15 protein-coding genes are annotated in these 17053 nt (G+C 52.1%); 10 read left to right on the forward strand and 5 right to left on the reverse strand.

From position 1 onward, the window contains the following. Window positions 1–136 precede the first annotated feature (136 nt). The gene (locus tag NR302_RS10515; RefSeq protein WP_008110349.1) at window positions 137–688 is read right to left on the reverse strand and encodes an NAD(P)H nitroreductase; all 552 of its coding nucleotides are present in this window, start codon (window positions 686–688) and stop codon (window positions 137–139) included. 169 nt (window positions 689–857) lie between these two features. Here NR302_RS10515 and sppA point away from each other — a divergent pair, with 169 nt between their 5' ends. The 3 genes from sppA to pncA all read left to right on the forward strand — a co-directional run bounded on the left by sppA (window position 858) and on the right by pncA (window position 4440). Further along, window positions 858–2717 carry a signal peptide peptidase SppA gene (gene sppA / locus NR302_RS10520; RefSeq protein WP_258143417.1) on the forward strand — a complete coding sequence of 620 codons (1860 nt, stop codon included), beginning with the start codon at window positions 858–860 and terminating at the stop codon, window positions 2715–2717. An 85-nt stretch (window positions 2718–2802) separates the two neighbouring features. Continuing rightward, window positions 2803–3816: an asparaginase gene (ansA, locus tag NR302_RS10525; RefSeq protein WP_008110353.1), complete on the forward strand. Its 1014-nt coding sequence runs from the start codon at window positions 2803–2805 to the stop codon at window positions 3814–3816. 15 nt (window positions 3817–3831) lie between these two features. Then, entirely contained in the window at window positions 3832–4440 is a 609-nt protein-coding gene (pncA, locus tag NR302_RS10530; RefSeq protein WP_154156339.1) for a bifunctional nicotinamidase/pyrazinamidase, read from the forward strand. A gap of 36 nt (window positions 4441–4476) precedes the next feature. Here pncA and NR302_RS10535 read toward each other — a convergent pair whose 3' ends face one another. Together NR302_RS10535 and msrB are read right to left on the reverse strand one after the other, a co-directional pair. Then, window positions 4477–4758: a YeaC family protein gene (locus NR302_RS10535; RefSeq protein WP_101764217.1), complete on the reverse strand. Its 282-nt coding sequence runs from the start codon at window positions 4756–4758 to the stop codon at window positions 4477–4479. A 2-nt stretch (window positions 4759–4760) separates the two neighbouring features. Further along, window positions 4761–5171, reverse strand: a complete 411-nt coding sequence (gene msrB, locus NR302_RS10540; RefSeq protein WP_008110360.1) for a peptide-methionine (R)-S-oxide reductase MsrB — start codon at window positions 5169–5171, stop codon at window positions 4761–4763. A 338-nt stretch (window positions 5172–5509) separates the two neighbouring features. Between msrB and gapA the strand changes: the two genes are divergently transcribed. Then, complete coding sequence (gapA, locus tag NR302_RS10545) at window positions 5510–6508, forward strand: glyceraldehyde-3-phosphate dehydrogenase (RefSeq protein WP_007889697.1); 999 nt, start codon at window positions 5510–5512, stop codon at window positions 6506–6508. Window positions 6509–6582: 74 nt separating this feature from the next. Further along, a complete protein-coding gene (locus NR302_RS10550) occupies window positions 6583–7455 on the forward strand; it encodes a D-hexose-6-phosphate mutarotase (RefSeq protein WP_258143418.1) in 873 nt (290 codons plus the stop codon). A 23-nt stretch (window positions 7456–7478) separates the two neighbouring features. On the opposite strand, the gene NR302_RS10555 is transcribed toward NR302_RS10550, so the two are convergent. Further along, complete coding sequence (locus tag NR302_RS10555; protein WP_258143419.1) at window positions 7479–8327, reverse strand: aldo/keto reductase; 849 nt, start codon at window positions 8325–8327, stop codon at window positions 7479–7481. Between the two features lie 83 nt (window positions 8328–8410). Then, window positions 8411–9160: a MipA/OmpV family protein gene (locus NR302_RS10560; RefSeq protein ID WP_179450663.1), complete on the reverse strand. Its 750-nt coding sequence runs from the start codon at window positions 9158–9160 to the stop codon at window positions 8411–8413. Between the two features lie 408 nt (window positions 9161–9568). Between NR302_RS10560 and yeaG the strand changes: the two genes are divergently transcribed. The 5 genes from yeaG (at window position 9569) to wbaP (ending at window position 16986) form a co-directional block, all read left to right on the forward strand. After that, complete coding sequence (gene yeaG / locus NR302_RS10565) at window positions 9569–11503, forward strand: protein kinase YeaG (protein WP_008110364.1); 1935 nt, start codon at window positions 9569–9571, stop codon at window positions 11501–11503. Window positions 11504–11594: 91 nt separating this feature from the next. Next, window positions 11595–12872, forward strand: coding sequence for a YeaH/YhbH family protein (locus NR302_RS10570; protein ID WP_258143421.1), 1278 nt, complete (start codon window positions 11595–11597; stop codon window positions 12870–12872). Window positions 12873–13102: 230 nt separating this feature from the next. Beyond that, window positions 13103–14830 (forward strand): potassium/proton antiporter, encoded by a 1728-nt coding sequence (locus NR302_RS10575; protein WP_008110366.1) that lies wholly within the window; start codon window positions 13103–13105, stop codon window positions 14828–14830. 78 nt (window positions 14831–14908) lie between these two features. After that, window positions 14909–15142 carry a DUF1480 family protein gene (locus NR302_RS10580; protein WP_008110367.1) on the forward strand — a complete coding sequence of 78 codons (234 nt, stop codon included), beginning with the start codon at window positions 14909–14911 and terminating at the stop codon, window positions 15140–15142. Between the two features lie 377 nt (window positions 15143–15519). Further along, a complete protein-coding gene (wbaP, locus tag NR302_RS10585) occupies window positions 15520–16986 on the forward strand; it encodes an undecaprenyl-phosphate galactose phosphotransferase WbaP (RefSeq protein ID WP_008110368.1) in 1467 nt (488 codons plus the stop codon). The last annotated feature ends 67 nt before the right edge of the window (window positions 16987–17053 follow it).

Below are 17053 nucleotides of genomic sequence, written 5' to 3' on the forward strand. Positions count from 1 at the left end.
ATGAACAGAAAGCGCTATGTTAGCCTGGCTGTCAGTTGGGAGTAAGTGTTGCACGACCTAACCTCGATCTTTCGCACAGGCTTTGTGCAATCTCTGCAACGGCGCCTAACCTGCCGTAAATCGCCGCCTTTGTCTGTCAGAAATAACTGACAAAATGCGCGGTGTCCGGTGCCACCACAGTGGTGTTAGCTTTCAACTGCGGCGTGCCGAGATAGAGGAAACCGACAATCGCATCCTGTTCGCGGCAGCCGAAGGCTTCTCGCACGGACGGATGATCGGTCCAGGGTCCGCTACGCCAGATGCCGTTGAAGCCTTGCGCCACGGCGGCCATCTGCATCGCCATCACGGCACAGCTTGCAGACGCCAGCTGTTCCCAATGCGGCACTTTGGCGTGCTCTTCACAATGCGCCACCACAGTGATGATCATCGGCGCGCGAAAAGGCGCGGAAGCTGCTTTGTCGATCGCCTTCTGCTCAAGGTTGCTGTCTCGCGCGGCTTGTTCCAGCAAGTTAGCAAAACGCTCGCGCCCTTCATTTTCGACAATAATGAAACGCCAGGGCTGCAGCGTGCCGTGATCGGGTGCGCGCATCGCGGCGTGCAGAATATTTTGCAACGCTTCCCCCGCCGGAGCCGGTTCTGCCAGACGTGACGCCGAGCGGCGATTAACTAATAAATCCAATGCATCCATTATTCTTCTCCCGTGAATAAAAAGCGTGGGCTAATCCTGGCACAGCGCGATCTTTTGTAACAGTCTGGCGCGATTTCCTGCTGACTTTTCGCACGCCGCTCTTTAGGATGAACCCGACATCGGGGCAGACCGCGTGCTGGCTGCCCTGCTACGTGAATATGGAGAGTTTATGCGCACTTTGTGGCGAATTATTTCCGGCTTGTTCCGCTGGACCTGGCGGGTACTGAATTTTATTCGGGAATTTATTCTTAATTTATTTCTTATTGTGTTGATCCTGGCGGGCGTCGGGATTTGGCTGCAGGTTTCCAGTTCCAATAGCAGTGAACCTGTGCAGCAAGGCGCGCTGAAAATCGATCTGAGCGGTGTGCTGGTCGACAAGCCTTCCGTTAGCAATCGTCTGAGCCGTATCAGCCGTCAACTGTTAGGCGCCAACAGCGATCGCCTGCAGGAGAATTCCCTGTTTGACGTCGTTGATGCGATCCGCCAGGCCAAAACCGATAAAAACATCACTGGCATCGTGCTGGAGCTGCGTGACTTTGCTGGTGGCGATCAACCTTCGCTGCAATATGTGGGTAAAGCGCTGCGCGAATTCCGTGATGCCGGCAAACCTATTTACGCGGTCGGCGACAGCTACAGCCAGGCGCAATACTACATCGCCAGCTATGCCAACAAGGTCTATCTCTCACCGCAGGGCACGGTCGATTTGCACGGCTTCGCCACTAACGGTTTGTACTACAAGTCTCTGCTGGATAAGTTGAAAGTGAACTCGCATGTGTTCCGCGTAGGCACTTACAAATCTGCGGTTGAGCCGTTCCTGCGTGACGATATGTCACCAGAAGCGCGCGACGCCGATGGTCGCTGGATTGGTCAGCTGTGGCAGAATTACCTGAATACCGTGGCGGCTAATCGTCAGATCACCCCAGAACAGCTGTTCCCTGGCGCAGCCGGCATCATTAGCGGCCTGCAAGCGGTACAAGGCGATACGGCGAAATATGCACTGAACAATAAATTGGTGGATGCGCTGGATACGCGTGCAGCCGCCGATCAGGAACTGGTGAAAACCTTCGGCTGGGACAAGGCGAATAACGATTACCGTAGCGTCAGCATCTACGATTACACCGTTAAACAGCCGCCGCAGAGTCAGGATGGCAATATTGCAGTGATCCTCGCCAGCGGTGCGATTATGGATGGTGAAGAGAGCGCCGGAAACGTCGGCGGTGATACCACGGCGTCGCAAATCCGCGATGCGCGTCTGGATCCGAAAATCAAAGCCATTGTGTTGCGTGTCAACAGCCCAGGCGGCAGCGTCACCGCGTCGGAAGCGATTCGTGAAGAGCTGGCGGCAGCTCACGATGCGGGTAAACCGGTTGTGGTTTCGATGGGTGGCATGGCAGCATCCGGCGGCTACTGGATTTCAACGCCTGCCGATTACATCGTGGCGGCACCAAGCACGCTGACCGGTTCCATCGGTATCTTTGGCGTGATCAACACCGTTGAAAACAGCCTGAGTTCGGTAGGTGTGCATACCGACGGCGTGGCGACATCGCCGCTGGCGGACGTCGCTACCACTAAAGCGCTGCCAACCGAAGTGCAGCAGCTGATGCAGCTGACCATTGAGAACGGCTATCGTAACTTCGTGGGCCTGGTGGCGACCTCGCGTCACAAAACGCCAGACGAAATCAATGCGATTGCGCAGGGTCACGTCTGGACCGGTAGCGATGCAAAAGCCAATGGTTTGGTCGATGCGTTGGGTGACTTTGATGATGCCGTGGCGAAAGCAGCTGAGCTGGCGAAAGTCGTCAAGCCGGAGTTGAGCTGGTATCAGGATGATCCGGGTATGATTGATCTGCTGCTGAACCAGATGAATGCGTCGGTTCAGGCGGTATTGCCAGCGGCGCTGAAGGTCTGGCTGCCTGCACCGATGCTGGACGTCATGAGTGCAATGAAACAGCAGCCTGGCTTACTGAATAACCTTAACGATCCACAAAATCGCTACGCTTTCTGCCTGAACTGCGGCAACGTACGTTAATCTTTACAGCCCGGCCGCTGGTCGGGCTGCTTTTCGTTCGCAATCCCCTTATACTGCGCGTTTTACGGCAAGTCTGAGTTCCTTCATGCAAAAGAAAAATATCTACGTAGCCTACACCGGCGGCACCATCGGGATGCAGCGCTCTGCACAGGGCTACATTCCGGTATCGGGTCATCTGCAACAGCAGCTGGCAAACATGCCCGAATTCCACCGGCCTGAAATGCCGGCTTTCACTATCCATGAATATCAGCCGCTGATGGATTCCTCGGACATGACGCCGCAGGATTGGCAATCGATTGCGAACGATATAAAGCAAAACTACGATCGCTACGATGGCTTTGTGATTTTGCATGGTACCGACACCATGGCCTTCACCGCTTCGGCGCTCTCCTTTATGCTGGAGAACCTCGCCAAGCCGGTGATTGTCACCGGCTCGCAAATTCCCTTGGCAGAATTGCGTTCTGATGGTCAGCAAAACTTGCTGAACTCGCTGTACGTGGCGGCCAATTATCCAATTAATGAAGTTGCCCTGTTTTTCAACAACACGCTGTTCCGCGGCAACCGCACCACTAAAGCACATGCTGACGGCTTTAATGCTTTCGCGTCGCCAAACCTGGCGCCATTGCTGGAAGCAGGCATTCATATCCGCCGGTTGAATACGCCGCCCGCACCGCAAGGTCACGGCGAGCTGATTGTGCATCCGATTACGCCGCAGCCGATTGGCGTGGTGACGATTTATCCGGGGATATCTGCCGACGTGGTGGGTAACTTCCTGCGCCAACCGGTGAAAGCGTTGATCCTGCGTTCCTACGGTGTGGGCAACGCACCGCAAAACGCCGAGTTCCTGTCTGAACTGCAACAGGCCAGCGATCGCGGCATTGTGGTGGTGAATCTGACGCAATGTATGTCCGGTAAAGTGAATATGGGCGGCTATGCCACCGGCAATGCGCTGGAGCATGCGGGCGTAATCAGCGGTTTTGATCTCACCGTTGAAGCGACATTAACCAAACTGCATTTTTTATTGAGTCAGAACCTTACCAGCGCGGAAATTCGTGCCAAAATGCAGCAGAATTTACGCGGCGAACTGACCGAAGATTGATACGGAGCGAAACCAATGAAGCGGGCATTGATAATTATCGATATTCAGAACGATTTTTGCCCCGGCGGCCCAATGGCGGTGCGTGATGGTGACCAAACGGTTGCTGTTGCCAATCGATTTGCGCGTGAGTTTCACGATCGGGGCGAATGTGTGGTGGCATTGCAAGACTGGCATCCAGCCAATCACGGCAGCTTCGCCTCAATCTCCGGCGAGCCGGTGTACACGCTGGGCGAATTAAACGGTTTAGCGCAAATCTGGTGGCCGGATCACGGTATTGAGAACTCTGTTGGGGCGGATTTCCATCCCGATCTCGATCGCTCTCTGATTGATGCCGTGTTCCATAAAGGGGGCGATGTTGAGGTGGATAGCTACAGCGCCTTCTTCGATAACGGCCATCGCCGCAAGACAGAGCTCGATAGCTGGTTGCGCGAGCGCGGCATCAGCGATTTAGTGATGTTGGGTATTGCCACCGATTACTGCGTCAAATACAGCGTGCTGGATGCGCTGGAGTTAGGTTACAACGTCGAGGTTGTCAAAGAAGGCTGCCGTGGCGTGAACCTGAATCCGGATGACAGTGAAATTGCTTTCGAGCAGATGGCAGCACAAGGTGCAGTATTAATCTGAAAATAAGGGGCTGGTGAGAACCAGCCCTTTGGCTTTTTAGTGCAGGTTGATGCGTGTGACATCGGGCTCAATGCCGAACTCTTCTTTCAACTGTTTCTTCGATTTCATCACCATATCGCCACCTTTGCTGATGGTCATATGTTGCGGATCGTCATTGTGGCGAGCCTGCCACAACATCACCAACTGCAGGCAATTCTCTTTCTGCTCCGGCGTTAGCGCAACGCCATCCGGCCATTTGCCGATTTCAACCGCCGTGGAGAGTCGCTCGTACACTTCCGGCGTCATCGCCTCCAGCATCGCTTCCAGTTCCTGTTTCATGCTTAGCCCTCTTGCTGATTGCCCTGCTCATCAGTGAAGTTTAGCGAAGCGGAGTTCACGCAATAGCGCTCGCCGCTTGGCTGTGGGCCATCCGGGAACACATGCCCCAAATGCGCGTCACAGTTGCCACAACGAATCTCAACCCGATGCATGCCGTGTGAATCATCTTCCAGATAGCGGATAGCTTCGTCACTGAAAGGCTGATAGAAACTTGGCCAGCCACAGCCTGAATCATATTTGGTTTCGGAGAGAAACAGCGGCGAGTTACAAACTAAGCAGTGGTAAATCCCTTCCTGCTTATTGTGCAGCAAGGCGCCCGAGAAAGGGGGCTCCGTTCCACGATGCTGAGTGACATAGCGCTGCATTTCGGAAAGCTGCGCAATTTTTGCGTCGGGTGCGGTGTCTTTAGCCATTTTGAGTTCCGGAGTGTCATTCTGAAAAAATCGACTAGTATTCTAACAAACGTACAACATCTATCGGGTCTTTTTTCGTGCTAACGCATCCGACATCTCTTCCACAGCACGATTTTGTGATGGCGATCACCCTTTGCAAAAGTCATCCCTTTTCAGCCCGCATTCGGCGTAACATAGGCGCGCAATAAGGGTGCTGCGTAAGCGATTGCGCAACGAATTATTCCTGGTGTTGGAATTGACCTGTCGCAACAATTGACACGATTCCGCTTGACGCCTGGCAAGGTTTTTGTAATTTTACAGCCAACCTTTTATTCACTAACAAATAGCTGGTGGAATATATGACTATCAAAGTAGGTATTAACGGTTTTGGCCGTATCGGTCGCATCGTTTTCCGTGCTGCGCAGCAGCGTTCTGACATCGAAATCGTCGCGATCAACGATCTGCTCGACGCCGATTACATGGCATACATGCTGAAGTATGACTCTACTCACGGTCGTTTTGACGGCACTGTAGAAGTGAAAGACGGTGCACTGATTGTTAACGGTAAGAAAATCCGTGTTACCGCTGAGAAAGACCCGGCTAACCTGAAGTGGGACGAAGTGGGTGTTGACGTTGTTGCTGAAGCGACCGGTATCTTCCTGACCGACGAAACTGCACGTAAACACATCACTGCAGGCGCGAAGAAAGTGGTTCTGACTGGTCCTTCTAAAGACAGCACCCCAATGTTCGTACGTGGCGCTAACTTTGACAAATATGCTGGCCAGGACATCGTTTCTAACGCGTCTTGCACCACTAACTGCCTGGCTCCACTGGCTAAAGTTATCAACGACAACTTCGGTATCGTTGAAGGTCTGATGACCACCGTGCACGCAACTACCGCAACCCAGAAAACCGTTGATGGCCCGTCTCACAAAGACTGGCGTGGCGGTCGTGGCGCAGCGCAGAACATCATCCCATCTTCTACCGGTGCAGCTAAAGCAGTTGGCGTTGTTCTGCCAGAGCTGAACGGCAAACTGACCGGTATGGCGTTCCGTGTTCCTACTCCAAACGTGTCTGTTGTTGACCTGACTGTTCGTCTGGAAAAACCAGCGACCTACAAAGAAATTTGTGCAGTGATCAAAGCTGAGTCAGAAGGCAAAATGAAAGGCGTTCTGGGCTACATCGAAGACGACGTGGTTTCTACCGACTTCAACGGCGAAACCCTGACTTCAGTGTTCGATGCTAAAGCAGGTATCGCTCTGAACGACAACTTCGTGAAACTGGTTTCCTGGTACGATAACGAAACTGGTTACTCACACAAAGTTCTGGATCTGATTGCTCTGGTTGCTTCTAAGTAAGCTAACCGGCTAAACAGACAAGGGGTGACTTCGGTCGCCCCTTTTTTTCGACTGGATAAAGAGAAGGTCTGACCATGCAAGATACGCTTTATACCCTTCCGGTAGTGAATCAAATCACCCCTTATCTGTCACAGCGTCAGCAGGGTGATTTACCGATTGTGGTGATCAGCCATCCCAAAGTACGTGCGGCGATTGCCCTGCAAGGCGCACATCTGCTCTCGTGGCAGCCGAGCGGCCAGCAACCGGTGATTTGGCTCAGTGAAAAAACCCCGTTTACCACGGGCAAAGCAATTCGCGGCGGCGTGCCTATCTGCTGGCCGTGGTTTGGTCCGGCAGGTGAACCTGCACACGGTTTTGCACGTAACATGCCGTGGACATTGACCGCCCATGACGAAAACGAAGATGCGGTATTGCTGACTTTTACGCTGGAAAGCAATGCGCAAACTAAAAAGCTGTGGCCACACGATTTCACCCTGCTCGCTCGTTTCCGTATTGCTGAACATTGTGAAATTGAGCTGGAAGCCTACGGCGATTATGAAGCCACGGCAGCGTTGCACAGCTACTTCCAGATTGCAGATATCGCGCAGGTCGAAGTGAGCGGATTGGGTAACAGCTTTATCGACAAGGTTAACGATAATGCGGTTGGCGCATCAGACGGCAAACAGACCTATCCTAACCGCGTGGATCGTATTCACACCGCGGCGGATGACTGCAGCGTGATTCACGATAAAGCTGGTAAACGTCAGATTGAAGTGTATCACCACTATCAGAGTGACGTTGTCACGTGGAACCCAGGTCCTGAATTGTCGTGCAGCATGGGTGATATGCCAAATGAAGGCTACAAAACCATGGTGTGCGTGGAAACGGCACGCATTAGCAAGCCGTTAAAAAGCGCGGGCGAATCCCCTGCGCGTTTGGGCACCACGATTCGTATTGTTAAAAAGTAATAAGATGCGGCGCTGTTGCGCCGCTAAACCACATCCAATGAGGTTTTCGTTAGTGGCGCTGAAAACGCCCGATCGATGATGCTCAGCTCTTCATGGGTAAGATTGATGCTAAGCGCCGCAGCGTTTTGCTGCACATGTGCAACGCTGCTGGCTTTAGGAATGGCTAAAACGCCCGGCTGACGTATCACCCAGGCCAGCATCACTTGCGCCACGCTAATGCCCTTCTGTTGTGCAATCTGTTGAAGTTGCGGATCGTCAAACAACGCCTGGCGCAATCGTCCGGCCTGAGCCAATGGACAATAGGCCATAATCGGCATCTCACGCTGCTGACAATGTGGCAATAAATCGTACTCGATACCGCGCGACGCTAAGTGGTACAGCACCTGATTAGTTAAACAGGCTTTGCCGCCGGGCTCATGCCACAGTTCCAGCATATCGTCGTGGTCAAAGTTAGAGACGCCCCAATGGCGAATTTTGCCCTGCTGCTGCAAAGATTCCATCGCGCGGATGGTTTCTTCTAAGGGCACATTGCCCCGCCAGTGCAACAGATAAAGATCGAGGTAATCGGTTTGCAGACGCTTAAGACTGCGCTCGCAAGCCTCGATTGCGTCAACTTCACCGGCATTCCATGGATAGACCTTCGATACCAGCCAGGCTTGATCGCGTCGTCCGTGTAGCGCTTCACCGACCACCTGTTCAGCGCCGCCCTCTGCATACATCTCAGCGGTGTCGATTACCTTGAGGCCGAGATCTAAGCCCGCCTGCAATGCCGCCACTTCCTGACTGCGCAATGATGGATTCTCGCCCATATACCAGGTTCCCTGGCCGATGGCGGGTAAAGCTAATTCACCGTGAAATTGAATGGTCTTCATTACTCCTCCTGTTGCGCTAAATTGGGGCTCGAGATTGGTGCAATGTAAGAAAAACGCCTCATTACGAGGCGCTTATTTCATCATCAGAAGCTGTAACTGATGCCGGTCCAGAGTGTGTACTGTCCACTCTTATTGACCATCGGGCTATCTTTGATTTCGCTGTCGAAGCGCGTATAGCGACCTGACAAGCTGGCGTTCCAGTTTTCTGTAATTTGGTAACTGGCGTTCATCTCAACATACGGTGACCAGCTGTCGTCAGGATGGTACTCAGCGATGCCAGTACGCGCACTTTCATGCGAGGAAACACCGTAGTAATAACGGTTCTGATTGGCGCTGTTCCATAGCGCACCAATGCCCGGCGTCAGGCTGAAAGCACCGAAATTAAAGCGATATAAATAGGTGAGGTCCCACATCATGCCGTTGCTGTTATTGAGCACATCACCCAGCAATGTGGTGCGCACGATGCCCCAATCCGCCACATGACGATAGTTGGCGCCGGCCATCAGCGTCATACGACGCTTATCCAGCGCTTTCATATCACCCAAATCGTTGTCTTTAGGATCGTACTCCTGCGGCGATCCCAGCACGGTCAGCGACAGCTGATTCTGTGGGTCTTTCCACAGGTAATAGCCGCCTTGCAGGCTGCGGAACCAGAAGTTTTCACCTTCATAATTAATCACCGGAATCGGCAGATAGCGGTCTTGTCCGCCCCGATAAGGTGACTGCGCGTAAATGACCGAAGCGCCGAGAGATAAGGGTTCTGCATGAGTGCCGAACGCCGCAAAATAACAAGGAACAGCCAGAGCAAGCGCTTTAAGTTTGAATTGGTTCACAATTTAATCAGTCCATTAATATAACAATCACACGCAGAGTCTAACCAAATTTTTGCTATCGGTTAACGTTTAATGATGCTCTCTAACCAGCATCGGGAAATAATCTGAGTGGCTGCAACGCTCTAGCTGCTTAGGTTGATTGCCTCGGTGCTTATGAGACTTTGTTATTGATATATCGCTGAATAAGGAGAAAAGTGGCTGCAGGTTTTCTGAATGCCTTCTACAGTTAAATGTAAGACGAGACTTTTTTGTACGAGCAGAGTAACCATAAGAATTGTGTACCCCGATTAAAAAACGTCAGGTTGGCATAAGGGTTGCTGTACTCAATAAAGAATATCTTCCGGGAGCTGCTACAAACTTTTATTACGCTCCTTTACCTGTGCTAAAAACGAAAGGACGGGCATCGCTATGAATATATTCGATCACTATCGTCAGCGTTATGAAGCTGCCAAGGATGAAGAGTTCTCATTGCAGGAATTCCTCGCCATCTGTAAACAGGATCGCAGTGCATACGCCAACGCTGCAGAGCGACTATTAATGGCCATCGGTGAGCCGGTGATGGTTGACACTGCGCAAGAGCCACGCCTTTCCCGCATCTTCTCCAACCGCGTCATGGGACGCTACCCTGCCTTCGAAGAGTTTTACGGTATGGAGGAAGCGATTGAGCAAATCGTCTCCTATCTGAAACACGCCGCGCAGGGTTTGGAAGAGAAGAAACAGATCCTTTACTTACTGGGCCCGGTGGGCGGCGGTAAATCCTCGCTGGCGGAGCGCCTGAAAGCGCTAATGCAGCGTGTACCGATTTATGTGCTGAGTGCCGACGGCGAACGTAGCCCGGTAAACGATCATCCACTTTGCCTGTTTAACCCGCAGGAAGATGCCAATATTCTGGAAAAAGAGTATGGCGTGCCGCGGCGTTATCTCGGCACCATCATGTCGCCTTGGGCGGCAAAACGTCTGCATGAGTTTGGCGGCGATATTACCCGTTTCAAAGTAGTGAAAGTGTGGCCGTCGATTCTGGAACAGGTGGCGATTGCCAAAACTGAACCGGGTGATGAGAACAACCAGGACATCTCTGCGTTGGTTGGTAAAGTCGATATCCGCAAACTGGAAAATCACGCGCAAAACGATCCTGATGCTTATGGCTATTCTGGTGCACTGTGTCGCGCGAACCAGGGCGTGATGGAATTCGTCGAGATGTTTAAAGCACCGATTAAAGTGCTGCATCCGCTGTTGACCGCTACGCAGGAAGGTAACTACAACGGTACTGAAGGGATCTCTGCCCTGCCGTTCAACGGCATCATTCTGGCGCACTCCAACGAATCAGAATGGGTCACCTTCCGTAATAACAAAAACAATGAGGCGTTCCTTGACCGTGTTTACATCGTCAAAGTGCCTTACTGCTTACGCGTCTCCGAAGAGATCAAGATCTACAACAAACTGTTGGATCACAGTGAGTTGACCACTGCGCCATGCGCGCCGGGTACGCTGGAAACGCTGGCCCGCTTCTCCATTTTGTCGCGTTTGAAAGAGCCGGAAAACTCCAGCATCTACTCAAAAATGCGCGTTTATGATGGCGAAAGCCTGAAAGATACCGATCCAAAAGCCAAATCCTGGCAGGAGTATCACGATTACGCAGGCGTAGATGAGGGCATGAACGGCCTTTCTACCCGCTTCGCGTTTAAAATCCTGTCGCGCGTGTTCAACTTCGACCATGCCGAAGTGGCGGCCAACCCGGTGCACCTGTTCTACGTACTGGAGCAGCAAATTGAGCGCGAGCAGTTCCCACAGGATCAAGCCGAGAAGTATCTGGAGCACCTGAAAGGCTACCTGATTCCGAAATACGCCGAGTTCATTGGTAAAGAGATTCAGACCGCGTATCTGGAGTCCTACTCTGAATACGGTCAGAACATCTTTGATCGTTACGTCACCTACGCTGATTTCTGGATCCAGGATCAAGAGTACCGCGATCCTGACACCGGACAGCTGTTTGACCGCGAATCGCTGAACGCTGAGCTGGAAAAGATCGAGAAACCTGCCGGGATCAGTAACCCGAAAGATTTCCGTAACGAGATTGTCAATTTTGTGCTGCGTGCCCGCGCGCAGAATAGTGGGCGCAATCCGAACTGGACCAGCTACGAAAAACTGCGCACGGTTATCGAGAAGAAAATGTTCTCGAACACCGAAGAGTTGCTGCCGGTGATTTCGTTCAATACCAAAACCTCAACGGACGAGCAGAAAAAACACGATGATTTTGTCGATCGCATGATGGAAAAAGGCTATACCCGCAAGCAAGTTCGCCTGCTGTGCGAGTGGTATCTGCGCGTGCGTAAATCTTCATAATCGTTATCTGTAAGCGTCGCGGTGCTTCGGTGCTGTAACAGGAGGCCGGGTTTTCCCGGCCTAAGCTTGCAATGCAGTTTGGGGGATTTTTATGGCCTATTTTATCGATCGGCGTCTCAACGGTAAGAATAAAAGCGCCGTCAATCGGCAGCGCTTTCTGCGCCGTTATAAGTCGCAAATCAAGCAATCGATCTCCGAGGCCATCAATAAGCGTTCGGTGACCGATGTCGAGAGCGGCGAATCGGTCTCGATTCCAATTGACGATATCAATGAGCCGAGTTTTCACCAGGGCCGTGGCGGCAGTCGCCATCGCGTTCATCCTGGGAACGACCATTTCGTGCAAAACGATCGCATTGAACGCCCGCAAGGTGGCGGCGGCAGCGGTGGTAGCGGCCAGGGCAACGCCAGTCAGGATGGTGAAGGCCAGGATGAATTCGTCTTCCAAATCTCTAAAGATGAATATCTCGATTTGCTGTTCGAAGATTTGGCGTTGCCGAACCTGCGTAAGAATCAGCATCGTCAGTTAAACGAGTACAAAACCCATCGCGCGGGCTACACCTCAAATGGTACGCCGGCCAACATCAGCGTGGTGCGTTCGTTACAAAACTCATTGGCGCGTCGTACCGCAATGACGGCGGGTAAACGCCGCATGTTAAACGAGCTGGAAGCCACGCTAACCGAAGTGGAAAACAGCGAACCGGCGCAGTTACTGGAAGAGGAGCGTTTACGGAAAGAGATCGCCGAGCTGCGCGCGCGCATCGATCGCGTGCCGTTTATCGATACCTTTGATCTGCGCTACAAAAACTTCGAGAAGCGGCCAGAACCCTCCAGTCAGGCCGTGATGTTCTGCCTGATGGACGTATCAGGTTCGATGGATCAAGCCACCAAAGATATGGCGAAGCGTTTCTATATTCTGCTGTATCTGTTCCTGAGCCGTACTTATAAGAACGTCGACGTGGTTTACATTCGTCATCACACTCAGGCGAAAGAGGTTGACGAACAGGAGTTCTTCTACTCGCAGGAAACCGGCGGCACCATTGTATCCAGTGCATTGAAGTTGATGGATGAAGTGGTTAAAGAGCGTTATGACCCGTCACAGTGGAACATCTATGCGGCGCAAGCATCGGATGGTGACAACTGGGCCGATGATTCACCGCTCTGCCACGAGATCTTAGCCAAGCATATTCTGCCGGTTGTGCGTTATTACAGCTACATCGAAATCACGCGCCGCGCGCACCAGACCTTGTGGCGCGAGTATGAGCATCTGCAGGCGATGTTTGATAACTTCGCAATCCAACATATTCGCGAGCCAGAAGACATCTATCCAGTATTTAGAGAACTTTTCCACAAGCAGGCTGCAGAAGCCTAAGTCTATAAGCCGGTCACTGACCGGCTTTTTCTTTGCAGCAGCCCCGCTCACTTCCCGCCATTCCTTGTTGTTTTTTCATACAAATTTAGCTGTATATGGGATATGGCCCCACAGAATGAAAAAATGTGCAATTAAGCGCTGACAAGCTATTGATAAGGCATTATCTTTTCACCTTGTCTGTGTGAATCCCCCGCAGTTTGTCTTTTTTGCCCCGCCGCAGGAGAACGCCGTTGAATACCAGCATGATTTACAGTGTGTTTATTATTGGGTCCGTGCTGGTAGCAGCAAGTATTTTACTCAGTTCCTTTTCCTCGCGCCTTGGCATTCCGATTCTGGTGATCTTCCTCGCGCTCGGCATGTTGGCCGGCATTGATGGCATTGGTGGCATCGCGTTTGATAACTATCCGGTTGCCTATCTGGTCTCAAACCTGGCGTTAGCCATCATCTTGCTCGATGGCGGTATGCGCACCAAAGCGACCTCGCTAAAAGTGGCGCTCGGCCCGGCGCTATCGCTGGCGACCGTCGGCGTGATGATCACCGCAGGTTTAACCGGCGTAGCCGCTGCCTGGTTGTTTAAGCTCGACCTGATGCAGGGCTTCCTGATTGGCGCGATTATCGGTTCCACCGATGCCGCCGCAGTATTCTCGCTGCTGGGTGATAAAGGCCTCAACGAACGTGTCAGCTCCACGCTGGAGATTGAATCTGGCAGCAACGACCCGATGGCGGTGTTTCTCACCATCACGCTGATTGACATGATCCAGCAAGGCCAGTCCGGCCTGAGCTGGATGTTCGTGGTGCATCTGGTGCAGCAGTTTGGTCTTGGCATCGTATTAGGCCTTGGCGGCGGCTGGGCGCTGCAGCAGTTGATAAACCGCATCAATCTCGCGCAGGGTTTATATCCGCTGCTGGCGGTGAGTGGCGGCATCATCGTGTTTGCGCTGACCACGGTTATGGAAGGCAGCGGCATTCTGGCGGTGTATCTCTGCGGCTTCCTGCTGGGCAACAGCCCGATTCGCAACCGCCACGGTATTTTGCAAACCTTTGACGGCATGGCATGGCTGAGCCAAATCGGCATGTTTATTGTGCTGGGTTTGCTGGTGACGCCGTCCGATTTATGGCACATCGCGGTGCCGGCGATGATTCTGTCACTGTGGTTGATTCTGGTAGCGCGCCCGCTGTCCATTCTTGTTGGCCTATTGCCTTTCAAAGGCTTTACAGGACGCGAACGTATCTTCATAAGTTGGGTGGGCTTGCGTGGCGCGGTGCCAATCATTCTCGCCGTATTCCCGATGATGGCCGGACTGGAAAACGCCAAGCTCTATTTCAACATCGCCTTCTTTGTGGTGCTGGTATCGCTGATGCTGCAAGGTACGTCGCTGGGCTATGCCGCCAAACGCGCCAAAGTAGTGGTGCCGCCAACCGCCTCGCCGATTAGCCGGGTGGGACTGGATATCCATCCGGAAAATCCGTGGGAGCAATTCATTTACCAGTTGGGCGCAGACAAGTGGTGCGTTGGCGCGGCGCTGCGTGATTTGCAGATGCCCCGCGAAACCCGCATCGCCGCTCTATTCCGTGACAATGTGTTGATGCACCCCAATGGCAACACGCGTCTGAAAGAAGGCGATGTGCTGTGTGTGATTGGCCGGGAACGCGATCTCCCCGCATTGGGTAAAATGTTCAGCCAATCGCCGCCCGTCTCGCTCGATCAACGTTTCTTCGGCGACTTTATCCTCGATGCCGAGGCACGTTTGAAAGATGTGGCGCAAATTTACGGGCTGGAGTTGGATGAACAAACCAACGATCAGCAGTCGTTAGGACAGTTAGTGATGAGTTTGCTGGGCAGTACGCCGGTGGTTGGCGATCAGGTGGAATGGAACCAGTTAACCTGGACGGTGGCAGAAAAAGAGGACAATCAAATCGTGAAAATCGGCGTACGCGTAATGGAAGACAAGGAATAATCCGAGGCCATTATCGCTCGTAAACTGCGTGTGAACGACTATGCTCACTATTCAACCCAGTTAATACGGGAGAATGTAATGGGACACGTGGTGAAGATTGGTCGTTATGAAATTGTTGATGCAGAGTTCAATACTGACAATGGCGATACTGTGAGTATTCCGTGCCATACCAATCCCGGCCTGAGTGACCAACTCGACGGCTGGGATGTGGATACCAGTGTACCGGCATGGATTGATGAAGAGGCTGTCGATCTGCAAATCGGACACTACGACAAGCAGCAGGATCTTTGGGTACTGAAAAAACCTGCCTGACTGGCTGGCGCCGCCATTGATGGAAATGGCGGTCATTCCGAAAAGTTGTCTTAAAATGAAGCGTTATATCCGCGATTAATTAACTTTTAACGATACTTTTCAATTAGATAGCCAATTATTTCTTTACTCATTTTTTTCCTTTTCAGACTATTTCCATATTAACTCTGTCAAATAACTCCTGCATACTCTTAAACGTTGCTGCAGCTTTTCGTGACGTGCATCACGTCTCAAACGGTCCTTTCCTTGCAGCGCTTATGGCAGCACAGACTTATAAATCGCTGAAAGAATTATTCTTTCTGCTTTTCAGCGGATCACTCCTGAGCGCGTACTTGATTCTGGTCAGGCCATCTTTTACTTAAGAAAAGAGAGCAGGTTTTATGGCAAGTACTTTGATAATGAATGATGCAACCCGCTCGTGGAGCGGACTGCGCAAAAACCTCATCGCAAAAGTCGCACTTAGTTTCTCGGATTTAATTGCGTTAAATCTGGCATTGTTTTTATCTGCCGCCACCGTTCAAGGTATTTGGGGCGAACTGGATACGTTTATTCCGCCTCAGCAGATTGAATACCGATTTATTGCCCAATTTAGCCTTTCTATTCTTTGCACCGCCTGGTTCTGGGTGCGTATGCGTCACTACACCTATCGCAAACCATTTTGGTTTGAATTGAAAGAAGTGATTAAAACCCTGTTCGTCTTCTCTCTGCTTGATCTGGCGCTGATTGCCTTTTCAAAATGGGACTTCTCGCGCATGGTTTGGGTGTTCAGCTGGACTTACGCCCTGCTGCTGCTGCCGCTGATGCGTGCCGTGGTAAAACGTGCGATCAATCGTGCAGGTCAGTGGCAGAAGGAAACCATCATTATTGGTTCCGGTAAAAACGCAATGGAAGCCTATGCGGCGCTGCAGAGCGAAGAGATCCTGGGTTACAACGTGCAGGCGTTCATTTCACTGGATGATGACCAACAGCACGAAAAAGTGAATGGCGTTCCGGTTATCACCTGGAAAGATATCAACTGGCAAACCATGGACCGTGACAACACGCAATTTATCGTCGCCACAGAATTTGAGCAGCAAGTGGTGCGCGATAAATGGCTGAAGTTCTTGTCCAAAATGAAGTGCCGTTCGATTTCCGTGATCCCAACGCTGCGCGGCGTGCCGCTGTATGGCACCGACATGTCATTCATCTTCAGCCATGAAGTGATGATCTTACGCGTCAGCAACAACCTGGCAAAACGCTCTTCACGCTTCCTGAAACGCACCTTCGATATTGTGGTGGCATCCATGCTGCTGCTGTTCCTCGGTCCGGTATTCGGTCTGCTGTGTGCGATGGTGAAACGTGACGGTGGCAATGCGATTTATGGCCATGAACGCGTTGGACAAGATGGCGTGAAGTTTAAGTGCCTCAAGTTCCGCTCGATGGTGACCAACTCGCAGGAAGTGCTGCAAAATCTGCTGGCGACCAGCGAGGAAGCGCGTGCTGAATGGGATCGTGACTTCAAACTGAAAAACGATCCGCGCGTGACTAAAATTGGTAACTTCCTGCGCAAAACCAGCCTTGATGAGCTGCCACAGTTGTGGAACGTGATTCGCGGCGAAATGAGTCTGGTCGGTCCGCGTCCGGTGATTGAAGCGGAACTGGAGCGTTATGCCGGTGATGTGGATTACTACCTGATGGCAAAACCGGGCATGACCGGCTTGTGGCAGGTCAGCGGCCGTAACGACATCGACTACGATACGCGCGTTTACTTCGATTCCTGGTACGTGAAAAACTGGGCATTGTGGACTGACATTGCGATTCTGTTCAAAACCGCTGGCGTAGTGGTCCGTCGCGACGGCGCTTACTAATACCCTCGAGGCGATGCCTGTGCACTTCGGCAGGCATCGCTTTTTTTATCCCTTTCTTTTTCCCCAA

It is taken from the genome of Pantoea sp. SOD02 (assembly GCF_024707505.1).
GTDB classification, from domain to species: Bacteria; Pseudomonadota; Gammaproteobacteria; order Enterobacterales; family Enterobacteriaceae; genus Pantoea; species Pantoea symbiotica.